General features: G+C 65.1%; 28 protein-coding genes, 1 pseudogene and 1 riboswitch. Of the genes and pseudogenes, 16 read left to right on the top strand and 13 right to left on the bottom strand.

Annotated features, from left to right (window positions below; genetic code table 11):
• Positions 1-72 precede the first annotated feature (72 nt).
• Together ML401_RS05945 and ML401_RS05940 are read left to right on the top strand one after the other, a co-directional pair.
• Positions 73-519 (top strand): nuclear transport factor 2 family protein, encoded by a 447-nt coding sequence (locus ML401_RS05945; protein WP_285810594.1) that lies wholly within the window; start codon positions 73-75, stop codon positions 517-519.
• 234 nt (positions 520-753) lie between these two features.
• The gene (locus ML401_RS05940; protein WP_211418477.1) at positions 754-1,194 is read left to right on the top strand and encodes a nuclear transport factor 2 family protein; all 441 of its coding nucleotides are present in this window, start codon (positions 754-756) and stop codon (positions 1,192-1,194) included.
• A gap of 33 nt (positions 1,195-1,227) precedes the next feature.
• Here the strand turns inward: ML401_RS05940 and ML401_RS05935 are convergent, their stop codons facing one another.
• The gene (locus ML401_RS05935; protein ID WP_259216050.1) at positions 1,228-1,479 is read right to left on the bottom strand and encodes a hypothetical protein; all 252 of its coding nucleotides are present in this window, start codon (positions 1,477-1,479) and stop codon (positions 1,228-1,230) included.
• A 24-nt stretch (positions 1,480-1,503) separates the two neighbouring features.
• Between ML401_RS05935 and ML401_RS05930 the strand changes: the two genes are divergently transcribed.
• From ML401_RS05930 to ML401_RS05920, 3 genes are all read left to right on the top strand, one after another.
• Entirely contained in the window at positions 1,504-2,427 is a 924-nt protein-coding gene (locus ML401_RS05930; RefSeq protein WP_285810590.1) for a hypothetical protein, read from the top strand.
• Positions 2,428-2,631: 204 nt separating this feature from the next.
• Positions 2,632-3,054, top strand: coding sequence for a hypothetical protein (locus ML401_RS05925; RefSeq protein WP_194406111.1), 423 nt, complete (start codon positions 2,632-2,634; stop codon positions 3,052-3,054).
• Positions 3,055-3,341: 287 nt separating this feature from the next.
• A complete protein-coding gene (locus tag ML401_RS05920; RefSeq protein WP_007614812.1) occupies positions 3,342-3,479 on the top strand; it encodes a hypothetical protein in 138 nt (45 codons plus the stop codon).
• A gap of 41 nt (positions 3,480-3,520) precedes the next feature.
• Here ML401_RS05920 and ML401_RS05915 read toward each other — a convergent pair whose 3' ends face one another.
• From ML401_RS05915 to ML401_RS05905, 3 genes are all read right to left on the bottom strand, one after another.
• Positions 3,521-3,667 (bottom strand): hypothetical protein, encoded by a 147-nt coding sequence (locus ML401_RS05915; RefSeq protein ID WP_018318322.1) that lies wholly within the window; start codon positions 3,665-3,667, stop codon positions 3,521-3,523.
• A 199-nt stretch (positions 3,668-3,866) separates the two neighbouring features.
• On the bottom strand, positions 3,867-4,349 hold the full coding sequence (locus tag ML401_RS05910; protein ID WP_194406110.1) for a MaoC family dehydratase: 483 nt from the start codon (positions 4,347-4,349) through the stop codon (positions 3,867-3,869).
• Positions 4,349-4,801 (bottom strand): MaoC family dehydratase, encoded by a 453-nt coding sequence (locus tag ML401_RS05905; protein ID WP_211418479.1) that lies wholly within the window; start codon positions 4,799-4,801, stop codon positions 4,349-4,351. The genes ML401_RS05910 and ML401_RS05905 overlap by 1 nt, the downstream gene beginning before the upstream one ends.
• Before the next feature lie 166 nt (positions 4,802-4,967).
• On the opposite strand from ML401_RS05905, the gene ML401_RS05900 reads away from it, so the two are divergent.
• Positions 4,968-5,264, top strand: coding sequence for a DUF4282 domain-containing protein (locus tag ML401_RS05900; protein WP_018648333.1), 297 nt, complete (start codon positions 4,968-4,970; stop codon positions 5,262-5,264).
• A 147-nt stretch (positions 5,265-5,411) separates the two neighbouring features.
• Here the strand turns inward: ML401_RS05900 and ychF are convergent, their stop codons facing one another.
• The 4 genes from ychF to ML401_RS05880 all read right to left on the bottom strand — a co-directional run bounded on the left by ychF (position 5,412) and on the right by ML401_RS05880 (position 8,437).
• Complete coding sequence (ychF, locus tag ML401_RS05895; protein ID WP_211418480.1) at positions 5,412-6,509, bottom strand: redox-regulated ATPase YchF; 1,098 nt, start codon at positions 6,507-6,509, stop codon at positions 5,412-5,414.
• 5 nt (positions 6,510-6,514) lie between these two features.
• Positions 6,515-7,120 carry an aminoacyl-tRNA hydrolase gene (gene pth, locus ML401_RS05890; protein ID WP_259216039.1) on the bottom strand — a complete coding sequence of 202 codons (606 nt, stop codon included), beginning with the start codon at positions 7,118-7,120 and terminating at the stop codon, positions 6,515-6,517.
• 61 nt (positions 7,121-7,181) lie between these two features.
• Positions 7,182-7,898, bottom strand: a complete 717-nt coding sequence (locus tag ML401_RS05885) for a 50S ribosomal protein L25/general stress protein Ctc (RefSeq protein ID WP_194406106.1) — start codon at positions 7,896-7,898, stop codon at positions 7,182-7,184.
• 275 nt (positions 7,899-8,173) lie between these two features.
• Positions 8,174-8,437: an accessory factor UbiK family protein gene (locus ML401_RS05880; RefSeq protein WP_211418482.1), complete on the bottom strand. Its 264-nt coding sequence runs from the start codon at positions 8,435-8,437 to the stop codon at positions 8,174-8,176.
• Between the two features lie 179 nt (positions 8,438-8,616).
• Here ML401_RS05880 and ML401_RS05875 point away from each other — a divergent pair, with 179 nt between their 5' ends.
• The 6 genes from ML401_RS05875 (at position 8,617) to ML401_RS05850 (ending at position 14,021) form a co-directional block, all read left to right on the top strand.
• Positions 8,617-9,348, top strand: a complete 732-nt coding sequence (locus ML401_RS05875; RefSeq protein WP_285810570.1) for a dienelactone hydrolase family protein — start codon at positions 8,617-8,619, stop codon at positions 9,346-9,348.
• A gap of 14 nt (positions 9,349-9,362) precedes the next feature.
• Positions 9,363-10,208, top strand: coding sequence for a prolipoprotein diacylglyceryl transferase (lgt, locus tag ML401_RS05870; RefSeq protein ID WP_194406103.1), 846 nt, complete (start codon positions 9,363-9,365; stop codon positions 10,206-10,208).
• A 20-nt stretch (positions 10,209-10,228) separates the two neighbouring features.
• Positions 10,229-11,344 carry a class I SAM-dependent methyltransferase gene (locus ML401_RS05865; RefSeq protein ID WP_194406102.1) on the top strand — a complete coding sequence of 372 codons (1,116 nt, stop codon included), beginning with the start codon at positions 10,229-10,231 and terminating at the stop codon, positions 11,342-11,344.
• Entirely contained in the window at positions 11,344-12,111 is a 768-nt protein-coding gene (gene pgeF, locus ML401_RS05860; RefSeq protein WP_285810568.1) for a peptidoglycan editing factor PgeF, read from the top strand. Before ML401_RS05865 ends, pgeF begins: the two co-directional genes overlap by 1 nt.
• Positions 12,112-12,257: 146 nt before the next feature.
• Positions 12,258-12,875, top strand: a complete 618-nt coding sequence (locus tag ML401_RS05855) for a hypothetical protein (protein ID WP_212067995.1) — start codon at positions 12,258-12,260, stop codon at positions 12,873-12,875.
• 192 nt (positions 12,876-13,067) lie between these two features.
• Complete coding sequence (locus ML401_RS05850) at positions 13,068-14,021, top strand: ribose-phosphate pyrophosphokinase (protein ID WP_194406099.1); 954 nt, start codon at positions 13,068-13,070, stop codon at positions 14,019-14,021.
• 112 nt (positions 14,022-14,133) lie between these two features.
• Here the strand turns inward: ML401_RS05850 and ML401_RS05845 are convergent, their stop codons facing one another.
• Positions 14,134-14,721, bottom strand: coding sequence for a 6,7-dimethyl-8-ribityllumazine synthase (locus ML401_RS05845; protein WP_211418487.1), 588 nt, complete (start codon positions 14,719-14,721; stop codon positions 14,134-14,136).
• A 75-nt stretch (positions 14,722-14,796) separates the two neighbouring features.
• Positions 14,797-14,955, bottom strand: a riboswitch (FMN riboswitch).
• Between the two features lie 437 nt (positions 14,956-15,392).
• Between ML401_RS05845 and ML401_RS05840 the strand changes: the two genes are divergently transcribed.
• The 3 genes and pseudogenes from ML401_RS05840 (at position 15,393) to ML401_RS05830 (ending at position 18,365) form a co-directional block, all read left to right on the top strand.
• Positions 15,393-15,893, top strand: coding sequence for a YbjN domain-containing protein (locus tag ML401_RS05840; RefSeq protein WP_194406097.1), 501 nt, complete (start codon positions 15,393-15,395; stop codon positions 15,891-15,893).
• 205 nt (positions 15,894-16,098) lie between these two features.
• The gene (proC, locus tag ML401_RS05835; protein WP_212068120.1) at positions 16,099-16,938 is read left to right on the top strand and encodes a pyrroline-5-carboxylate reductase; all 840 of its coding nucleotides are present in this window, start codon (positions 16,099-16,101) and stop codon (positions 16,936-16,938) included.
• Between the two features lie 75 nt (positions 16,939-17,013).
• A pseudogene (locus ML401_RS05830) lies at positions 17,014-18,365 on the top strand (NAD(P)H-dependent oxidoreductase).
• A gap of 33 nt (positions 18,366-18,398) precedes the next feature.
• On the opposite strand, the gene ML401_RS05825 reads toward ML401_RS05830, so the two are convergent.
• The 4 genes from ML401_RS05825 to ML401_RS05810 form a co-directional block, all read right to left on the bottom strand.
• On the bottom strand, positions 18,399-18,791 hold the full coding sequence (locus ML401_RS05825) for a thioesterase family protein (RefSeq protein ID WP_212067993.1): 393 nt from the start codon (positions 18,789-18,791) through the stop codon (positions 18,399-18,401).
• 112 nt (positions 18,792-18,903) lie between these two features.
• Positions 18,904-19,152, bottom strand: coding sequence for a 4-oxalocrotonate tautomerase family protein (locus ML401_RS05820; protein ID WP_259215989.1), 249 nt, complete (start codon positions 19,150-19,152; stop codon positions 18,904-18,906).
• 55 nt (positions 19,153-19,207) lie between these two features.
• Entirely contained in the window at positions 19,208-20,728 is a 1,521-nt protein-coding gene (gene hisS, locus ML401_RS05815) for a histidine--tRNA ligase (RefSeq protein ID WP_285810562.1), read from the bottom strand.
• A 210-nt stretch (positions 20,729-20,938) separates the two neighbouring features.
• Positions 20,939-21,463, bottom strand: a complete 525-nt coding sequence (locus ML401_RS05810; protein WP_285810560.1) for a YegJ family protein — start codon at positions 21,461-21,463, stop codon at positions 20,939-20,941.
• Between the two features lie 404 nt (positions 21,464-21,867).
• Here ML401_RS05810 and ML401_RS05805 point away from each other — a divergent pair, with 404 nt between their 5' ends.
• Entirely contained in the window at positions 21,868-22,734 is an 867-nt protein-coding gene (locus tag ML401_RS05805; protein WP_376717324.1) for an IS110 family transposase, read from the top strand.
• Positions 22,735-22,743 lie beyond the last annotated feature (9 nt).

Below are 22,743 nucleotides of genomic sequence, written 5' to 3'. Positions count from 1 at the left end.
TTTTGCGGATTGATGGACCCGCGAGGCCCGCGGTAGCGTTTGCAATCCACGGCCGACGAGGGCGGGAGCAGCATGACGGTTGAATCGCTGAACAGGCAACGCGTGCTGCATCTGCTCGACGCCTTCGCGCGTGGCGATATCGAAGCCGCGCTGTCCTGCTGCACCGACGACGTCGACTTCCTCACCCATGCGCCGATCGACGTGCTGCCGCATCTGGTGCCGCGCCACGGCAAGGCCGAGCTGCGTGAACTCTGGCAGACGGTCTGGTCGCGCTATTCGGAGATCCGCTACAAGGCGCCGCACATCCTGGCCGAGGGTGAAGCGGTCGCGACCTACATGCAGGCCTATTTCAAAAAGCGCAGCAATGACCGCATCGTGCAATTCGACATGGCCGTGTTCTACACCTTCCGCGGCGGGCTGGTGGCGGAGATTCGCGAGATCATCGATTCCTACGATCTGGTGCAGCAGGTGCTGGAGCGCGAAATCGGGCCGTTGATCACCGGCGCGCGGACGGATTAAGCCTCGTCTCGGCGCGAGGACCCCACTGGGGCTCGCGCCCAACCCCGGAAAATTACGTGGTCCTGTTGCAAATCTCACATTTCGCAATCAATTGTGCATTGCGAAAACGTGAATTGCGTTTTGGCCAAAACGTCCTATTTTGTTCGTGTACAAACGATTTGAGCCCCCCGGCGCCTGACTGCGCATGGGGTTGTTTTCCGTTTTTTTCGCAAGCCAGCTTCAGGACTGCCCAAAATGACAGAGCATAGCCTCTGGCGTTTCTCGCGCGCGTTGCACCGCGCGATCAACGACCGGCATTTCCAGGACATAGAAGCCCTGATCGACGACGACGTCGAGTGGGCGCTCTACGGCCCGATCGACATGTTTCCGTTCCTCGGCGCGCGCCAGGGCAGGGACGCCGTGCTCGACGTCATCCGCCAGCTCGCCGACAATTTCCAAGTCCGCCGCTTCGACCGCGAGAGCATCATGCTCGGCGTCGATTCCGCCGCCTCGATGGTGCGCTACTCGCTGACGGCGCTGGATTCGAACAAGCCGATCAGCTTGCGGGTCGCGCAGTTCGCCCAGTTCAGGGCGGGCAAGCTCGTCAGCATGCGCGTCCTGATCGACACGTTCGACCTGGTCGAGCAGGCACTCGGCCGCGCCATTCATCTGCCGAAGATGACCCGCGTCGGCTGACGCATGCAACAACAACCTGAAGCGCGATGAGGATCATCGCGCTTCTGAGGGGATACCAACGGGCCCCATTTCGGGACCGATCAAGATGCCGGCTGCGACGTTCTGGCCTCCAGCCCCGCCGGATGCCGTCGCATCGAGACGCTTGTGATCGGGCGCGCCTGTCGCGCGGCCCGTTGGTTCGCTGCCCTGAAATGCCGCCACAATTTCGCAGCGATGGATCAGCATTTTGCGCGCGGAATGGCGCATGGTCTTTGCTGACGGCCGATATATATTCTCGGACAGCATGCGCTGGGGTTCGCGGGCAGGACGATGGAATTCTCGACAGGTTTCGGCTGGACCCGGCTGCCAGTGCTGGCGGCCGCGTTCATTCTGGGCTCGGTGCTGACAGTCTCGGCGCAGATCATTCCGCCCTTCTCACCCCCCGCGGCCGCGCCTGACGACGAGGCCGAGACCGAGGCCGTTGCGGAGGCCCCCGACGTCAACGACCCCGACGTGCTCAAAGGCATCGACGTCGACAAGCTCGACTGGAGCCAGCTGGCGGTCGATGCCGGCACCGGCATCGACCCCATGGCCGCCAAGAAGCGCGCCCAGGCCGCTGCCAAGGACGGGCTGGACTGGTCGTCGAATGCCAATGCCAACGGCTCGTCGGCGGTGACGGTGAAGCAGTCCGTGTTCTCGTTCTGGGATACGCGGATCGGCGCGGACATGACGGAGACCAGCGAGCCGCGAACCATGTCCGAGCTGCTGGCACAGAAGGCCACCAACGGCGGCAGCCTGCCGCAATCCTCGGGCAGCGCCTGGGCGACGGCAACCGCGCCCGGCGCGGGTGTGATCTGGGACAAGACCGCGGTGGAAGCCCGCGTCAATCCCGCCTCGGAACAGAGCAAGCTCGGGGCCTCGCTGACCAAATCGGTGCCATTGTCGGGCGACACCTCGCTGACGCTGCAGAACGGCTACAGCGTCAACCAGCAGGGCACCAGCGCGGTGCCCGGCATCGGCGGCCACGTCACCCGCAATTACGAAACCGACCAGTCCGCCAAGGTCACCCTCACCGACACCGGCACCAGCATCACCGCCGGCCAGACGCTGTCGACCACCGACGACAAATGGCTGCGCAAGGTCGGCGCCGAGCAAAAGCTGTTCGACAACGTCACCGTCTCCGGCTCGGTCGGCGAGACCTCGCAAGGCGCGATCAACAAGAGCGTGTCGGCTGGATTCAAGAAGAGCTGGTAGCGACCTCGGCGCCCTCCCGCGTCCCGAAGGCGCATTGCGGCGTTCACACTCTCCTAACCATACGCCACGGCAAAGCCCCCGAATCGTCCGCCCTTGCCGTATCTCGGCCAAGTTGCGGTCAAATTCCGACGCCCTAGTCGGGCTGACCGAATTCGTCGTGCGGGGGACACTCGCGCTGCACTCAACGCGAACAGGGGAACAACGATGAACGCCATGCGCCCGGAAAAGATCGAAGGCACCGAGACCGAGACGGTCGACACCAACCTCGCCGCCGTGACGGAAGTCGAGGCCGGCATCCGCGACTTCGTTCGCAACGACATCGCCTATCTGCGCCGTCCGGCGTCGACCACCACCGACGCACCGCCGCTCGACCCGAGCGCGGAAGCCACCGTCAACAACGTCAACTCGCTGATCCAGCGCGTCGCCGGCACCTCGCTCGCCGAGATCGAGAACCTGATCTCCGAGCTCGAGAGCCTGCGCGATCTGCTCCATGCCGAAGGCCAGCGCGTCCAGCGCGAGATCTCCGGCTATGCCCAGCTCAGCCAGGCCGCGATGAAGTCTACCCGCATGATCGCCGACAATGTCGCGCAGTGGAAGCGCGCCGCCGACGGCCTGCGCAACAGCTGACCACGCCGACCCAGCATCACCGAACCGCCGCGTTCCGCAAGGAGCGCGGCGGTCTTGATTCTGGCGGTCTCGTGCCCCGGACGCGGTGCGGCACGTAGTGACGCGCCGCAGAGCCGGGGCCCATGGTCCGGCGCATGAGCGGCGAGATGGGTCCCGCCTCTGCGCAGCAGCGTTGCACGCTGCAGCGCGTCCGGGACACGAGCGTTCACCTTTGAACCCCCATCCCTTCCCTGGCGACCAATGCCAGGCGCCATGGCCTCTTCGGCCGGGCCTGGGGGACATTTCACATGGAAAGCATTCGGCCCGACACCACGGACCCGATCCCGTTGCGGCCCGCGCCGAATCAATTCGGCACGATCATGCTGCGCTTTGTCGGGCTGCTGGCGGTTGCGATCGCCATATTGGCGTTCGTCTATAGCCGCTGAGTGCGGCGGCCGGATGCCGGCCGCGAAAACTTAACGAACTCTTACCGGCTCGCGTCGACGGCCGAGGCTTCCAGGGTGTAGGCGCCATCGGCGTAGCCCTTCACCACCATGCCGGCGACCAGCATGACGGCCAGCGTCGCGGTCGCGAAGATAAATCCAACAAACTTGAGTGCGCCGCGATCAGCCATGGTTCTCGTCCCCTGTCGTCTGCCCAATTCGTTTCAAATAGACAGCGACAGGTTCATAATTAGTTAGCACCTGAGTGGTTCCGCCAAACTGCTTCGCGGTAACCATGTTGCGCAGGCTTATGGCAGCCGCCCGGAATCGCGTCCATAGCGCGCGGGCAACACTCGCCCACGGATTTGGACCGTTCATCTTGGAACAGGTCTAAGCGCTCTTCGCACGCATCGGCACGAAGGCCGAGGCCGTGATGGAATAGACGTCCTCACCGCGCTGGTTGGTGCCGGTGGTGCGGGCGGTGAGGATGCCCCAGCCGGGGCGCGAGGCAGACGTGCGCTTGTCGATCACGACATTGACGTAACCGACGGTATCGCCGGCGAGCACCGGCCTGATCCAGCGCAGGTCGCGAAAGCCCGGCGATGGGCCCCACACCGCGACCTCCTCGCCGCGCGAGGCGGCCTCGCGCGCCAGACGCTGGCCGTCAGCGACAAGCAGGCTCATGCAGGCCGAACCGACATGCCAGCCCGACGCGGCGAGCCCGCCGAACAGCGAGTTCTTGCCCTCCTCCTCGTCGAGATGAAAACGCTGCGGATCGAACTTGGCGGCGAATGTCTTGATGGCTTCGGCCGTGAACGTATAGGTGCCGATCTCGCGGCGCTGACCGATCTCGATGTCGTCGAAGAACCGCATCAGGCCGCTCCCTCGCGCCGCTTGATCAGGATCGGCGAGGTCATCTCGGCGAGCGCCTCACCCTTGGCGTTGCGCGCGGTGCATTTGAACTTGACGATGCCGAGCTCGGGGCGGCTCTTGGACGTGCGCGCCTCCAGCACGTCGACCTCGAGCGTGAGATCGTCGCCGGGCCGCAGCGGCGACAGCCAGCGCACCTCGTCGACGCCGGGAGATCCCAGCGATGCGGCGCGGGTAATGAAACCGTCGGCCATCATCCGCATCATCAGCGAGCAGAGGTGCCAGCCCGAGCCGGACAGGCCGCGCAGCATGCTTTTGCTGGCGGCCTCCTCGTCCAGATGCATGGGCTGCGGATCGAACTCGGCGGCAAAGGCCAAAATCTCGTCGCGGGTGACGTGGCGCGGGCCGAACGTGCCGAACCGGCCGGGCGGGAAATCTTCGAAGGTCAGGGTCATCTCGGGAAAGCTTTGCGGGAATGACAGATTGTGGCCGCACTTTGCGGCAATCTCAACCCGCCGGCCCGCATGGCTCGTGCTACATACCGGGTGGCGGCGTTGATCCGAGTCGGATCGACCGAGGACCGAGATCCATTTACCAAGGCCCAATGCCCTGGGGAGAGCAATGTTTTCATTCAGCGACCTGTTTCAGTGGGACCGCTTCATCACGCCGACGATCATCAAGACCTTCTATTGGCTGGTGATCGCGCTGATCTGCCTGTTCGGTCTCTCCGGCATCTTCTCCGGCCTGGCTGCGATGGCGATCAGCCCGTTCGGCGGCTTCCTGGTGCTGCTGTCGTCGATCGCGAGCGTCGTCGTCGGCATCGTGTTCTCGCGCATCGTCGCCGAGCTGATCCTGATCGTCTTCCGCATCAACGAGCATCTCGGCGCGATCCGCGACCAGGGCGGCGGGATGCGTTGAGGCTCTCGTGTTCCGGACGCGGCGCGGCATGAAATGACGCGACGCAGAGCCGGGACCCATGCATCCGCAATCAAGGCTCCTCGGGCCCGGCTCTGCAGCGCACCGCTGAAGAAGCGCTGCGATGCGTCCGGGGCACGAGAGCGCCTCTTACGTATTGAACCTGAAATGCATCACGTCGCCGTCGGCGACGACGTATTCCTTGCCTTCGAGCCGGAGCTTGCCGGCATCGCGGGCGCCGGCTTCGCCGCCGAGCGCGACGTAATCCTCATAGGCAATGGTCTCGGCGCGGATAAAGCCCTTCTCGAAGTCGGTGTGGATCACACCCGCCGCGCCCGGGGCCTTGGTGCCGCGATGGATGGTCCAGGCGCGCGCTTCCTTCGGGCCGACCGTGAAATAGGTGATGAGGTCGAGCAGCGTGTAGCCGGCGCGGATCAGGCGATCGAGGCCGGCTTCCTCCAGACCCAGCGTCTCCAGGAAGTCGGCACGCTCGTCACGCGAGATCGTTGCGATCTCGGATTCGATCTTGGCGGAGATGACGACGGCGACCGCGCCTTCCTTGGCGGCCTGGTCCTGCACGGCTTTCGAGAACGAATTGCCTGTGGCGGCCGAGCCTTCCTCGACGTTGCAGACATAGAGCACGGGCTTGGACGACAGCAGGCCGAGCATCCCGAAAGCACGTTCCTCCTCCGCCTTGCGCTCGACGAGACGTGCGGGCTTGCCCTCGCGCAGCAGCACCAAGGTGCGGTTGACGAGGTCGAGTTGCTCCTTGGCGTCCTTGTCGTTGCCCTTGGCCTTCTTGGTGAGGTTGTCGACGCGCTTCTCGAGGCTGTCGAGATCGGCGAGCATCAGCTCGGTCTCGATGGTCTCGATGTCGGCGAGCGGGGCGATCTTGCCCTCGACATGGGTGATGTCGGAATCCTCGAAGCAGCGCACCACATGCGCGATGGCATCGACCTCGCGGATGTTGGCCAGGAATTGGTTGCCGAGGCCTTCGCCTTTGGAGGCGCCGCGCACGAGGCCCGCGATGTCGACGAAGGTCAGCCGGGTCGGAATGATCTGGCCCGACTTGGCGATCGCCGCGAGCTTGTCGAGCCTGGGATCAGGCACGGCGACCTCGCCGACATTCGGCTCGATGGTGCAGAACGGATAGTTCGCGGCCTGCGCCGCGGCCGTCTCGGTCAGCGCATTGAACAAGGTCGACTTGCCGACATTGGGCAACCCGACAATCCCGCATTTGAATCCCACGAGCGTTATTCCTTGCCGTTGTCGTCCTTGGTCAAAAATCCCTTCGCCTGCATCGCAAGATGCACCCGGTTGGCGAAGGTCGCGTCCGTGCCCTTGGCGACCAGGCCTGCGTGCTCGGCCACCGCCTCGCACAGCGTCGCCACCCAGTCATTGTCGGCCTTGGCGAAGTCCGACAGCACGTGGCCGTGCACCAATTCCTTGACGCCGGGATGACCGATGCCGAGGCGTACACGGCGATAATCGTTGCCGATATGCGCCGAGATCGAGCGCAGGCCGTTGTGGCCGGCGATGCCGCCGCCGATCTTCACCCGCACCTTGCCCGGCGGCAGCTCGAGTTCGTCATGGAACACGGTGACGTCGCCAGGCGCGATCTTGAAGAAGCTTGCAGCTTCCTGCACGGCGCGGCCGGACTCGTTCATGTAGGTCGTCGGCTTGAGCAGGATCACGCGCTCCGTGCCGAGCGTGCCTTCCGAGGTCTCGCCCTGAAAGCGGCGGCGCCACGGCGCAAAGCTGTGACGGCGCGCGATCTCGTCGACCGCCATGAAGCCGATATTGTGCCGGTGACGTGCGTATTTCGCGCCGGGATTGCCGAGCCCAACAAAGAGTCGCATGACGCGGCGCGCCCCTCAGCCAGCGCGCGATCAGGGACCGCGCGCCGGCTCTTTCGAGAGATTACTTCTTCTTGTCGCCGCCGGCGGGAGCCTTGGCAGCAGCAGCCGGTGCAGCAGCACCCGCAGCCGGAGCCGCAGCGCCAGCCGCCGGAGCAGCCGCAGCAGCGCCAGGAGCAGCAGCCGCAGCCGCGGCCTTCTGCTCTTCGGCGTAGCCGGACGGCGGCACGATGGTGACGAGGGTCGCGTCCTCGCGGGTCAGCGCCTTCACGCCGGCCGGCAGCTTGACGTCCGCCAGATGCAGCGAGTGACCGATTTCCAGCGCGCCGACATCGGCCTCGATGTACTGCGGAATGCTCTCGACGCCGCATTCGAGCTCGATCGCGTGGGCGACGATGTTGACGGTACCGCCGCGCTTCACGCCCGGGGAGGTTTCCGCCTTCACGACATGCAGCGGCACGCTGATGCGGATGGTGGCGCCTTCGCCGAGCCGCATGAAGTCGACATGGATCGGGAAGTCCTTGACCGGATCGAGGTGATAGTCGCGCGGAATCACGCGGTGCTTCTTGCCCTCGAGATCGATGTCCACCAGCGTGGTCAGGAACCGGCCGGCGAGGATGCGCTGGCGCAGTTCGCGATCTTCGATCGAGATCGTGACGGGGGGCTGGTTGTTGCCATAGATCACTCCGGGCACGCGCCCGGCGCGACGCTCAGCCCGGGCGGCCCCCTTGCCGCTCTTCGGACGTGCGGTCGCCTTCAATTCCTTGACGGTCGTCGCCATGTCGTTAAGTCCTTGTTTTTGCAAAAGTTAATGGGCCGCAGCGCGGCCCATGGCATAGCTCGCAGCAAGCCTCCAGGGGTGCGGGGGCCACGAACTTGGCGGGCTTTTACCCGGAAGATGCGGAAATGACAAGGAGAATGGGCTGGCGGAAGGTCCCGGATCTGCCGTCATTCCGGGGCGATCGCGGCAGCGGCCGAACAATGGTGCGCAATTGCGCACCTGAGAATCTCGAGGTTCCGGGTTCGGTCCTGCGGACCGCCCCGGAACGACGCCGGTCAGGACGTCGGCGCGCCCCCCAGCTTCGCCTCCAGCGCCGCGATGCGTGCCTTCAGCGCCTCGTTCTCCTCACGCGCCAGGCGCGCCATGTCCTTGACCGCCTCGAACTCCTCGCGCTTGACCAGATCCATGTCGCGCAGGAATTTCTCGGCTTGGGTCCGCATCACCGTGTCGAACTCGCGCTTGACGCCCTGGGCGGCGCCTGCGGCATCGTTCATCAGGCGGCCGATCTCGTCGAAAAACCGGTTGTTGGTCTGGGTCATTTCGGCCTCCTGGCAGCTCAGATAAACTTCACGCGAACGCTCGGAAAGACAATGGCAATCCGCGCGAGGCCGTTCAAGTGCCCATCGGCGGTATCCTTGTCATGACCCGGTTTCCTTGCAATCGTATTCGACGTCCCTGCATAAGAAGAATCACAAGGCGCAAGTAAAAGATCAAACAGATGATCGACCAGCAGATCGCGATCCCCACCAAGGACGGCCACACCGCAACCTTCATCAGCCATCCCGAACGCGGCGGGCCGTTTCCGGTCATCCTGTTCTACATGGATGCGCCGGCGATCCGCGAAGAGCTGCGCGACATGGCACGCCGGCTCGCGACGTCCGGCTATTACGTGATGCTGCCGAACCTGTACTACCGCTCCGGCGTGATGGAGCTCGGTGCGCTGCCGGCCGACCCGAACGCGCCGGAGCGAAAGCGCATGTTCCAGCTGATGGGCTCGCTCACGATTCCCATGATTATGGACGACACGCGAGCGCTGCTCACCTATGCCGAGGGCCAGGCGGAAGCGAACACCAAGCTGGTCGGCACCGTCGGCTACTGCATGAGCGGCCGCTACGCCATCAACGCCGCGACGCATTTCCCTGCGAATGTCAAAGCGGCCGCCTCGATCTACGGCGTGCAGCTCGCAACCGATCAGGACGACAGCCCGCATCTCGCCGCAAGCAAGACCAAGGCCGAACTCTATTTCGGCTGCGCGGAGACCGACGTCTATGCGCCGCCGGAGATCATCGAGAAGGTCAAAGAGGGCATGAGAGGCGCGAAAGCCGAGGTCGAGATCTATCCCGGCACGCATCACGGCTTCGCCTTCCCCAAGCGCCCGGTCTATGACCGCGACGCTGCAGAGCGGCATTGGGAGCGTCTGCTGGCGCTCTATCGCCGCAATCTCGTCTAGGTATAGAAGGCGCGATGCCCTTTTTGCTCATCGACTTCCCCGCCTTCAAGCCGATCGCGCTCGAGATTGGTCCGTTCGCGATCCGCTGGTATGCGCTCGCCTATATCTGCGGCATCGTGTTCGGCTGGCTCTATGCGCGTTCGCTGCTGAAGAACGAACGCCTGTGGGGCGGCCCCGCGCCGATCTCGCTGCTCCAGGTCGACGACTTCATCCTCTGGGTCACGCTCGGCATCATTCTCGGAGGCCGCACCGGCTACGTGCTGTTCTACAACCTTCCCTTCTTCATCGACCATCCCGCGGCGATCTTCAGATTGTGGGAGGGCGGCATGTCCTTCCATGGCGGCTTCCTCGGCTGCGTCGTCGCGGTGATGTGGTTCGCCTACCGCAACAAGATTCCGATCCTGTCGCTCGGCGATATCACGACTGCTGTCGCCCCGGTCGGGCTGCTGCTCGGGCGGCTCGCCAATTTCATCAACGGCGAGCTGTGGGGCCGCGCCACCGATGCGAGCCTGCCCTGGGCGATGATCTTTCCCAACGATCCGACCCAGTTGCCGCGACATCCGAGCCAGCTCTACGAGGCCGGCATGGAAGGCATCCTGCTGTTCACGGTGCTTGCGATCATGATCCGCCTTGGCGCGCTGAAGCGGCCCGGCATGATCCTCGGCAGCTTCATCCTGATCTACGGCCTGACCCGGATCATCGGCGAGCATTTCCGCGAACCCGACGCCCAGCTCGGCTTCCTCTGGGGCGGATTAACCATGGGCATGCTGCTGTCGATCCCGATGCTTATCGTCGGCCTCGTCCTTATTGTATTGGCAGTCAGGCGCGGTGCGCCGAAGCCCATTGAGGCTATTCGTTAATTCATTTCGAGAAGATGGCCGTGACCGACCAGCCCTTACTCAACGAGATCAAGGCACTGATCAAAGCCTCGGGCCCCATGCCGGTCTGGCGCTACATGGAACTGTGCCTGATGCATCCGCGCTATGGCTATTACCTCTCGCGCGATCCGCTCGGACGTGAGGGCGACTTCACCACCGCGCCCGAGGTCAGCCAGATGTTCGGCGAGCTCTTGGGCCTGTGGACGGCCTCGGTGTGGAAGCAGATGGGCTCGCCGCAATTCTTGCGGCTGATCGAGCTCGGCCCCGGCCGCGGCACCATGATGGCGGATGCGCTGCGTGCACTGCGCGTGCTGCCGCCGCTCTACCAGGCGCTCCACATCCACATGGTCGAGGTCAATCCCGTGCTGCGCGAGCGGCAGGGTGCGACGCTGTCCGCCGTGCGCAACATCACCTGGCACGACAGCATCGACGACGTGCCTGAGGGACCGAGCATCATCCTCGCCAACGAATATTTCGACGTGCTGCCGATCCACCAGATGGTCCGCCTCGAGAACGGCTGGCACGAGCGCGTGATCGAGATCGATCCCAACGGAAAGCTTCAATTCGGCGCGGCGCCGGAGCCGACGCCGCGCTTCGACGTGCTGCTGCCGCCCCTGGTGCGCGCCGCGCCTGTCGGCGCCGTGTTCGAATGGCGGCCCGACGGCGAGATCATGAAGCTCGCCACGCGCGTGCGCGACCAGGACGGCGCGGCCCTGATCATCGACTACGGCCATTTGCGCAGCGATGCCGGCGACACCTTCCAGGCGATTGCACGCCACACCTTCGCCGATCCCCTGAAGGCGCCGGGCCTGGCCGACGTCACCGCCCATGTCGACTTCCAGGCGCTGGCGCGCGCGGCCGAGGATGTCGGCGCCCGCGTGCACGGACCGGTGACGCAAGGCGACTTCCTGAAGCGGATCGGCATCGATACGAGGGCCGCCGCCCTGATGCAGAAGGCAACACCGGAAGTGGGCACCGACATTTCGATCGCGCTCAAGCGCCTGACGGACACCGGGCGCAGCGGCATGGGCTCGATGTTCAAGGTGCTCGGCATCTCCGAGCCGCGGCTGACGGGCATTGCCGGCCTGAGCGATCTCGAACAGGCCGGAGACGATTGATGACGGTCACTTCCTCGCTGCTCGCCGCGGTGCCCGGCCTGCGCCATGCCTTCTTCACCCGTGAAGGCGGCGTCTCAAGCGGCATCTACGCCGCGCTGAACGGCGGGCTCGGCTCCAACGACGATCAGGACCTGGTCGCAGAGAACCGCCGCCGCATGGCCGAGCATGTCGGCGTCGCCGCGGACCGCTTCATCAGCCTGCACCAGATCCACTCGCCCGACGTGCTCGTGGCCGAGACACCATGGCCGAGCGGACCGCGACCGAAGGGCGATGCGCTCGTGACGAAAACGCCCGGCATTGCGCTCGGCGTTTCCACCGCCGATTGCGGACCGGTGCTGTTCGTCGATCCCAATGCGCGCGTGATCGGTGGCGCGCATGCCGGCTGGAAGGGCGCGCTCACCGGCGTGCTGGAGGCGACGATCACCGCGATGGAGAAGCTCGGCGCCACGCGCGGCGGCATCATCGCCGCGATCGGCCCCTTGATCCGCCAGGACAGTTACGAGGTCGGCAACGAGTTCGTGGCGCGCTTCATCGAGGCGGATGCGGACAACGCCATGTTCTTCATCCCCTCGGTGCGCGAGGGACACGCGATGTTCGATCTCGCCGGCTTCATCCGCAGGCGGCTCGACACCGCCGGCATCCTGATGATCGACGATCTCGGTCTCGACACCTATGCCGACGAGCGCTTCTTCAGCTATCGCCGCTCGGTGCATCGCAAGGAGCCGGATTACGGCCGCCACGTCCACGCGATCGCGCTGGAAGGGTGAACACAAGAGCAACCTTTACGATCGTCATTCCGGGGCGGTCGGCAGGATCGAACCCGGAATGACGGGTGCATTGACGCGACGGCAGTGAGTTGTGTCGCCCCTGCCCTAGACCTTAATCGATTTTAACGATATCGCTGCCCTCCATAATGAGGGACGCGTCATTCATCCTGGGCCGTGCGGGTTCGCGCGTGCTGGCGGTCATGCTGCTGGCGGCTGCGACCGCGCTTGGCGGCTGCGCCGGCGGTGGCGGCGGCGCCGCCAACTCCTATGCGATGGCGCCGAGCACCGGCTCGGGCGCGACGGTCGCCTTCGAATCCATCGACGGCCCGCCGCCGCCTGTATTCGACCGCATGGTCGGCGTGCTCGACAGCGAATCCAAGCTGCGCAGCCTGTCCGTCGTCTCCCGCGAGGGGACGGCCGCCTACCGCGTGCGCAGCTATCTGTCGGCCCAGGTCGTCCGCGGCAAGACCGTGATCGCCTGGGTCTGGGACGTCTATGACGCCAACCAGCAGCGCGCGCTGCGCCTCTCCGGCGAGGAACCGACCTCGGCCAGGGGCGGCCGCGATCCCTGGAACGCCGCCGACGACCTCGTACTGCGGAAGATCGCCCAGGCCGGATTCAGCGGACTTTCCAACATGATCAACGGGACTCCGGATGGCTCCAGCCCGGCTCCAGGCTTGCGGGGACCGGCGGTGGCGAGCGTGATCAAGGACGTCCCGGCGCCCGAGATGCCGAGCTCGGCGCTCGGCTATGCCGAGCGATAACCCCCGCTAAACCACGGCCTCAAGTTGCGGCCAAGCCGTTGGCCCGACTCAGGATTTTCGAAGGGAAAACGTATCATCCCGGGTTGCCATTGCAGCCTCCCGCCTGATATTTCCTCGCCCGTTGTAACCGTGCTTCCAGTGGGATCTGAGATGTTGAACGTCGTATCCAGCAAAGCGCGGGAGGAAGCGTCCATGTCGGCCAAAAACGGCTCCATCAAGCTCGTCGCCGGCAACTCCAATCCGGCTCTTGCGCAGGCGATCGCGCAAGGCCTCGACCTGCCGCTGACCAAGGCGGTGGTGCGGCGCTTCGCCGACATGGAGATCTTCGTCGAGATCCAGGAGAACGTCCGCGGCTCGGATGCCTTCATCATCCAGTCGACCTCGTTCCCCGCGAACGACCATCTGATGGAATTGCTGATCATCACCGACGCGCTGCGCCGTTCCTCGGCGCGCCGCATCACCGCGGTGCTGCCCTATTTCGGCTACGCGCGGCAGGACCGCAAATCGGGCTCGCGCACGCCGATCTCGGCCAAGCTCGTCGCCAATCTGATCACGCAGGCCGGTGTCGACCGTGTCATGACGCTGGACCTGCACGCCGGCCAGATCCAGGGCTTCTTCGACATCCCGACCGACAACCTCTACGCGGCGCCGCTGATGGTGCGCGACATCAAGGACAAGTTCGACCTCTCCAAGACGATGGTGATCTCGCCTGACGTCGGCGGCGTGGCGCGCGCGCGCGGCCTTGCCAAGCGCATCAACACCCCGCTCGCGATCGTCGACAAGCGCCGTGAACGTGCGGGCGAGTCCGAGGTCATGAACGTGATCGGCGACGTCGCCGGCTACACCTGCATCCTGATCGACGACATCGTGGACTCCGGCGGCACGCTGGTGAACGCGGCAGACGCGCTGATCGCCAAGGGCGCCAAGGACGTCTACGCCTACATCACCCACGGCGTGCTCTCCGGCGGCGCGGCCGCCCGCATCACGAACTCCAAGCTGAAGGAGCTCGTGATCACCGACTCGATCCTGCCGACCGAGGCGGTGACCAAGGCGCCGAACATCCGCACGCTGCCGATCGCCAGCCTGATCTCCGACGCGATCGCGCGCACGGCGGCGGAAGAGTCGGTGTCGAGCCTGTTCGACTGACACCGTCATTCCGGGGCGGCGCGTAGCGCCGAACCCGGAATCCATCTTGCAGCGATCCGTTTCGATAAATGGATTCCGGGTTCACGCCGCGCGCGCCCCGGATTGACCAGACCTACCCCACGATCCCCGCCGCGACCTGGCCGCGCAGGCGTTCGAGGCCGAGCAGCGTCTCCGCGCAGGCGGCCGCCACCTCGACACCCTTGATGGCAAAGTGCCTGCGGAAGAAGTCGTAGTGCACCTCGGTCTCGTGGAATTGCTGCGGCGTCAGCACGGCCGAGAACACCGGCACCTCGGTGCGGAGCTGCACATCCATCAGCGCCTTGATCACGGTGTCGGCGACGAATTCGTGGCGATAGATGCCGCCGTCGACGACGAGGCCGGCCGCGACGATCGCGGTATAGCGCCGCGTCTTGGCGAGGACCTGCGCATGCAGCGGGATCTCGAAGGAGCCCGGCACCTCGAACACGTCGACATGGGTGAGGTGCCGCGCCGCGGCCTCCTTCATGAAGGCGATGCGGGCCTCCTCGACCACGTCGCGGTGCCAGCAGGCCTGCACGAACGCCACCCGCTGCGGTTTGGCGAAGCGCGGGTGCTCGGCCGCAGGTCCTTGCGGAACCGGCGGATGGGGGACTTCAGTTTCGACTTGGGAAGTTTCGACTTGGGAAGCTTCGACTTGGGGATCTTGCAACATCTGATTCATGGCTTTCCTTCTCGAGGACCAGAATCAGGGCACACGGAACGACAAACAGCCGCACCTTGCGATGCGTCTGCCACCGACCGTTCTCTTTCATCCGGACTTTAACCGTCGGCTTCGGAGTTGCACCGAATCTGCTGACCCTTCCGTTCGGGATACCCCTCGCGGAAGGCGCTCGCGGGCTTAGGCCTTTCGGCCCTTACCGCCGGTGGGGACTTTCACCCCGCCCTGAGAACATCGGCCGTCCGGAATGAACGGCCTGTCCGGAAATATGCCGCCGGCGCGGCGGCGCGGCAAGTATGTTCCGCATGGGCAAATCGCATGGTCCCATGCCGGCGTTGGGGTCCTCTTGGCGGTCCGGCCCCGCGGGACGGAATTAACGATTGGCGCCCCTGCGTGTTTGATTCTGATTTGTTCTCCTCGCTCGTGACCAGCGACTTCCGGCGTTAAGAATTGTGGCGGAGATGAGCTGTGGACGAACGAGTCCTGGCTTGTGGACGGACTCGGGACCCCGTTGCGCAGATTCCGCAAATCACATCACTTGATCCGCGAAAGGCCCGCGCTGATCCGAGGATCGCGAGAGCGACTCCAGGGATCGCGGTAGCGTCTAGGGAGCGCGCGCCGGGCCCAACCGCGTGCGTATCAAAGACAACAAGAAGGCAAGAGGTCGAGACGGCATGTCCCTGCTCGAAAGCACCATCGATTCCAAAAGCCATCCGCTCGCGGTGGTCGAGGACATCGCTGCCAGCAACAACTGGCCGTTCGAACGCTCCGGCGAAGACGAACTCACGATTGTCTCGAAGGGACAATGGACCGACTACCAGCTCTCCTTCACCTGGATGGGCGAGATCGAGGCGCTGCATCTGGCCTGCGCGTTCGACATGAAGATTCCGCTCGCGCGGCGCGGCGAGGTGCAGCGGCTCGTCGCCGCCGTCAACGAGCAGCTATGGGTCGGCCATTTCGACCTGTGGACCAGCACCGGCATGGTGATGCACCGCCAGGCCCTGGTGCTGCCGGGCGGCCTCACCGCCTCGACCGCGCAATGCGAAGCCATGCTCGCCGGCGCCATCCACGCCTGCGAGCGCTATTTCCCGGCGTTCCAGTTCGTGGTGTGGGCGGGCAAGTCCACGACCGAGGCGATGGACGCCGCGATGTTCGATACGGTCGGAGAGGCGTAGGGCTCAACTCCTCTCCGCTGTCGCCCCGGACGAGCGAAGCGCAGATCCAGGAACCATCCCGCGTGATTCATCCTTGGGCACGCGGCTTGTTGCTCTGCCCTCCATCCACTAGAACCGCCTGTGGTAACGCGACGAGCAAGTGCTCGCGCGGGGGTCCCTGCGCCCGTGCGCAATTGCGCACCAGGCAGGGACGACACCTTTGTTGATGGTGAGCACAGTGGCAGACAACAGCACACTCCAAAACATCACCGGCACCATCCTGCTCGCCGGCGCCGGCAAGATGGGCGGCGCGATGCTGACCGGATGGCTCGCGGGTGGGCTCGACCCGCGCCGCGTCGCGGTGATCGATCCGCACATCTCGCCTGAGATCACCGCACTTGCCACCAGGGGCGTCGCGCTCAATCCCGACGCAGCCACGGTCGGCCGGGTCGAGACGCTGGTCGTCGCGGTGAAGCCGCAGATGTTCCGCGAGGCCGGTGCGAGGCTGAAATCGTTCGTCTCGGACAGGACCTCCGTGGTCTCGATCATGGCGGGAACCACGATCGCTGCGCTCCAGGACATCTGCGGCGGCGCCGTCGTGCGCGCGATGCCGAACACGCCGGCCGCGATCGGCCGCGGCATCACCGTAGCCGTCGCAGCGAACAACGTCAGCACCGCGCAGCGCGCCGTGGCCGACGCGCTGCTGCGCGCCACCGGCGCGGTCGAATGGGTCGAGGATGAAGGGCTGATGGACGCGGTGACCGCCGTCTCCGGCTCAGGCCCCGCCTATGTGTTCCTGCTCGCCGAGGAGCTCGCCCGCGCCGGCGTCGAGGCCGGGCTGCCCGAGGCGCTGGCGACCAAGCTCGCGCGCGAAACCGTCACCGGCTCCGGCGAATTGCTGCACCAGTCGGAGCTGCCTTCGAGCACGCTGCGCCAGAACGTCACCTCGCCCGGCGGCACCACCGCGGCAGCGCTCAGTGTGCTGATGGGCGAACCGGGCCTGCGCGATCTCATGATCCGCGCGATCGCCGCGGCGACGCAGCGGTCGAGGGAATTGGCGAAGTAGGCAGGGAGTGCTTGGGGCCGACTTGGGCGGACCGATGCGAAGCGAGCTCGGCTGTTGCCGAAAGGGAGAGCGATCGTGAACCTGTACGCGAAACTTCTCGAACGACACGCCAGCGGGCGCCCGATCAGAATCGGACTGATCGGAGCGGGCAAATTCGGTGCAATGTACCTTCATCAGGTTTTGCGCACACCGGGCGTCCATCTCGTCGGCATTGCGGACCTGTCACCGTCGCTTGCTCGCGAGAACCTGAACCGGGTTGGCTGGCGCCCGGAGCAATTCGCCGCGCTCTCGCTTGAGGATGCCCTCAAGAACGGTACGACCTTTCTGACCGACGACTGGGAAGCGTTGGTGAAGTGCGAAGCCGTGGAGGTGATCGCCGAGTGCACCGGCAATCCCGTGGCGGCGGTGGAACACTGCCTTGGCGCCTTTTCTGCCGGCAAACCTGTCATCAACGTGACGGTCGAGGCCGACGCATTCTGCGGACCAATCCTCGCACAACGAGCGAGGCAGGCCGGGGTGATCTACAGCCTCGCCTATGGCGACAGCCGGCGCTCGCCTGCGACCTCGTCGATTGGGCAAGGGCTTGCGGTTTCCCGGTCGTCGCAGCGGGCCGCGGCCACAAGTGGCTACCGCACTACCGGGAGTCGACCCCCGAAACGGTCTGGGATCACTGGGGCCTCACTGCCGAGCAAGCTGCGCACGGCGGCATGAATCCAAAAATGTTCAACGCGTTCCTCGACGGCTCCAAGCCGGCGATCGAATCCGCCGCGATCGCGAACGCAACCGGGCTGGAGGCGCCCTCGCAAGGCCTCGCATTCCCGCCGGGTTCGGTCGACGACATCCCGACGCTGATGCGCCCTCGCTCCGAGGGCGGCGTGCTGGAATCCAAGGGCCAGGTCGAAGTCGTGTCCTGCCTGACGGCCGAGGGCAAACCGATCCCCAACGATATCCGCAAGGGCGTCTGGGTCTGCTTCGAAGGCGACAGCGAGTACATCCGCAACTGTTTCAAGGAATACAGCGTCGTCACTGACCCGAGCGGCCGTTACATGAGCTCGTACAAGAAGTGGCACCTCATCGGTCTGGAGCTTGGAATTTCGGTGGCCTCGATCGCTCTGCGCAAGGAGGCGACGGGGGTCGCGACAACGTTCAACGCCGATGTTGCCGCGACGGCCAAGAAGGAGCTGCGCGCGGGGGATACGCTCGACGGAGAAGGCGGCTACACCGTCTTTGGCAAGCTGACGCCGGCCGGCACGTCGCTTGCTAAGGGCTATCTGCCGCTCGGACTTGCGCACAATGTGCGATTGACCAGAGCGGTTGCCAAGGACGCCTGCATCACCTGGGCCGACGTGGCAATCGACGAGACGCTGCCTGCCGTGCGCATCCGCAGGGAGCAGGAAGCGTTCTATGCCTCTTCGACGGCACGTTAGGCAGGTTGAGCGAGGTGGCGCCCGGCCGCAGCGCTACGCGCCAAGCCGCTTGTTGAACATCTCGACATTGACCAGCCCGCGCGCGTGGCGGCCCTCGCCGAGCTTGCGCGTGCCCTCGAAGGCCTCGACCTCGAAGCGGATGACGCGGCGCTCCACCGCGACGACCTTCGCATTGGTCCGTACCGTCGCGCCGACGAGGGCGGCTGCGAGATGGCGGATATCGACCTCGGTCCCGACGGTGACCCAGCCCGGCTGAAGCGCGGCGCGGATCGCATCGCCCGCCGTCATCTCCATTTCCAGGATCATCATCGGCGTCGCGTAGACCATGGGCATGCCGGGCACGAAATGCCCGACCGTGCGCTCGGCCGGCACCACCAGCGTGCGCTCGGCGCTCATGCCGATCGTGATGAAATCGCGTGCGTCCATGGGGCTTGCTCGTCATTCCGGGGCGGCGCGTAGCGCCGATCCCGGAATCCAGAAGTTTGCGGCACGAGAGTCCGGGTTCGCGCTTCGCGCGCCCCGGAATGACGCTAACGCGTCACTTCTTCGCCGCCGCCGCGCGCTCCACGAAGGTCTTGCCGCCCTTCATCTTGTGACGGAGCGGGGCTTCGTTGATCTGGATGACGACGGCATCGGCATCGACGCCGAGATTCTTCACCAGCGCCTGCGTGATGTCGCGCATCATGCCGGCCTTCTGCTCGTCGGTGCGGCCTTCGGCCATGCTGACGGTGATCTCAGGCATTTGTCTCTCCCTTGCGGCCGGACGCCGGCCATTGACGGTCGCCATCAAACAAGACGTGGCTGCCCGGGACAAGCCCGGGCACGACGGCCTCTCGGAATGGCTATCCCCACTTTACGTCATGGCGGGCCAAAACCTCGCGCACCTTCGCAACGAGATCGGCTTCGCTGCACGAGAACTGCGCCGGCCGGCTCTCGCGCCATTCCTGGTTGGACGCAATCGCGGCGGCCGCCTTGGCGCCTTCGATCAAATCCTTGATCTGCAGTTCGCCGCGCGCCTTCTCGTCGGAGCCCTGGATGATCACGCAAGGCGAGTTGCGACGGTCGGCATATTTGAGCTGGTTGCCCATGTTCTTGGGATTGCCGAGATAGAGCTCGGCCCGGATGCCGGCGTTGCGCAACGACGCCACCATCTTCTGGTAGTCGGCGACGCGGTCGCGGTCGAACACGGTGACGACGACGGGGCCGAAGTCCGGCTTGGTGTCGAGCTTGCCGAGCAGCGTCAGCGCGGCTTGAAGCCTGGACACACCGATCGAGAATCCGGTGGCCGGCACCGGCTCGCCGCGGAAGCGCGAGACGAGACCGTCGTATCGCCCGCCGCCGCCGACCGAGCCAAAGCGCACCGGGCGGCCCTTCTCGTCCTTGGTCTCAAGCAGCAGTTCGACCTCGTAGACCGGGCCGGTGTAATATTCGAGGCCACGCACGACGGAGGGATCGATCTTGATGCGGTCCGCACCGTAACCCGACGCGGTCACCAGCTTGGCAATCTCTTCCAGCTCGCTCACGCCGGCCTGACCGACCTGGCTTTTGGCGAGGTAGGTTTCTGCGGCGGCAATCGCCTCTTTCCAATCCTCGCGCGGTTTGGTGATGGCGAGAACGACGTCAGCTTCGGCTTCGCTCAGATTGGCGCCCTTGGTGAAGTCGCCCTTGCCTTCTTCGCCGCCGTCCCATCGTCCGGGACCGAGCAGCTTGCGCACCTCGTCGGCGGAAAACTTGTCGAGCTTGTCGATCGCGCGCAACACCGTCAGCCTGCGGCCGGCGTTCTCTTCGCCGGCGAGCCCGATGGCTTCCAGAACGCCGTCGAGCACTTTTCGGTTGTTCACCTTCACCACATACTGGCCGCGCGCGATGCCGAGCGCCTCCATCGTGTCCGCCGCCATCATGCAGATCTCGGCGTCCGCCGCCGGCGTCGCCGATCCCACCGTGTCGGCATCGAACTGCATGAACTGACGGAAGCGGCCGGGGCCGGGCTTCTCGTTACGGAAGACATAGCCGACGCGGTAGCTGCGATAGGGCAAGACCAGCGCGTCGGTGCCGTAGCGCTCGCCGACGTAGCGCGCGAGCGGCGCTGTCAGGTCGTAGCGCAGGCTGATCCACTGCTCGTCGTCGTCCTGGAACGAGAACACGCCCTCGTTCGGACGGTCCTGGTCGGGCAGGAACTTGCCGAGCGCGTCGGTATATTCCATCGCCGGCGTCTCCACCGGCTCGAAACCGTAGAGCTCGTAGACGGCGCGGATCTTCTCGACCATCTCGCGCGTCGCCCGGATCGCTGAGGGGTCGCGATCCTCGAGCCCGCGCGGCAGGCGCGCCTTCAGTTTCTGGGGTTTTTTGGGTTTCTCGGCCATGCGCGGCGTTTACCAGCCGGGGCGCGAGGCGGCAACTGGTGCCTTTTCCCTCTCCCCTTGTGGGAGAGGGTGGCTCGCCGCGAAGCGGCGAGACGGGTGAGGGGTCTCTATCCGCGCGAGAAAATCTCACGATGAGATTCGCGGAGATAGCCCCTCATCCGGCGCTTCGCGCCACCTTTTCTCCCACAAGGGGAGAAGGAAGAAGAGAACCTACGGCTGCTCCATCCGCGCCCGCAGGGCATCGGCATCCGCCTTCGGCAGCGACTTCAGCGTCGGCTTGATGGTTTCGCCGCCGACGATCTTGCCGTTGCGCATGAACATCCAGTCCGAGATGTCGGCTTCGCCGAACGAAACCTTATCGCCGGCGTGCTTGCCCGGCAGGTCGCGCGGTTCGTTGGCGAACAGGCCTGAATAGGTCCCGCCGGGCTGCTTCTTCACCTCGCCGATCCAGATGTGCTCGCCGCCCTTGCGGGTCGAAAAGCGCACCTTCAAGGCGTGCCCGGTCTCCGACGACTTCGGCGCCTCGTAGGACGCCCAGAAGGTCGGCAGCGTGCCGCGGGCCCGCGCGATCGCCGCATTCATCTCGGGATCGCTGGTGCGCACGTCGACGATCGGCGAGCGGTCGTGCGCGACGACCTCGTGCGTCGGACCGATGGTCAGGATGCCGAAGACGGAGACGCCGGTGATGGCGGCGAGAACGACCCATTTCACGGGTTGGGAGAGTTTGGTTGCCATGATCGCGATGTCCGAGATGCTCGTTGTATCCGGACTTTGTCGCGGGATCGTGGCAGGGCGTTCATGGCGCTAAACGGCAGCAGCGTTCCCCGGATGCTGCGCAGCGCGGCGCCTCTTGGCGGCGTGGTGCGCTGCTGATCCGGGGTCCAGCCACTGGCACTCTGGGTCCCTGTGTATCGAAATTCTGTCATGGTGGAGTGGGCGGGAAGCCGTTGGGTCCTTGGCGCTTGACGCCGTGAGCCGGCTCGGTCTCCCGCCCGTTCCATCTATCAACCTGAACAGTTGCACGAGGCTGCGCCAACAGACCTCGCATCACAGGGACAGGCACCATGATCATACGCCCTCGTTACGTCGGAATCGACGTCTCCAAACGATATCTCGATATCTTCGATGAGAGCCTGGGCGTGCCGGAGCGCATCGCCAACGCGCCGCAGGCCATCACACAGATCGCGGCGCGTTGGCGATGCGATGTGCTGGTCGTCTTTGAAGCCACGGGCGTCTATGACCTTGAGCTTCGTGAGGCGCTCAGCCAGGCCGGCATCCGCTTTGCCCGGATCAACCCGGCCCGGGCCCGGGACTTTGCGCGCGCCAGCGGCCAGCTCGCCAAGACCGACCCGATCGATGCCCGGATGCTGGCGAGCTTTGCCCGGGCCATGCAGCCTGCCGCTGAGCAGGCTGCCAATCCTGCCCGCAATGCCCTGGCGGGGCTTGCAAAACGGCGGGATCAACTGGTTCTCATGCGTGCCCAGGAGAAGAACAGGCGCAGCGAGGCCGAGGACCGCGCCATGGCCGATCGCATCGGTCGGCTCATTGAAGTCCTCGACAATGAGATCGCCGAAATCGAGGCCGATATTAGCGCGCTGATCAAGACTGAGCCGGAGGTCTCCGATGATGCGCAGTTGATGCGGTCACTTCCCGGCGTGGGCCCCGTAACCTGCATGCAGCTGATCGCGCAGATGCCGGAACTCGGAAAAGTGGGACCGAAGCAGGTGGCCGCGCTCGCCGGCCTGGCTCCCTTCAACGTCGACAGCGGCGCTTACCGCGGCAAGCGGAAGATCGTCGGGGGCCGAAAGCGCGTCCGCGATGCCCTCTACATGGCCGCTCTCAATGCGGTCCGCCGGGCCGATCCATTCAAGGCCTTCTACGCTCGACTGCGACAGGCCGGTAAACCTGCCAAGCTCGCTCTCATTGCCGTTGCCAGGAAGCTGTTGACGGTCCTCAACGCCATCATGCGCGATCGAAAGCCGTACCTGTACACCAGACCAACATAACAGTTGCCG

The organism is Bradyrhizobium sp. 62B, assembly GCF_030272265.2.
GTDB lineage: Bacteria > Pseudomonadota > Alphaproteobacteria > Rhizobiales > Xanthobacteraceae > Bradyrhizobium.
Note: the sequence above shows the minus strand (reverse complement) of the source record. Positions and strands in the feature narration are given on the sequence as shown.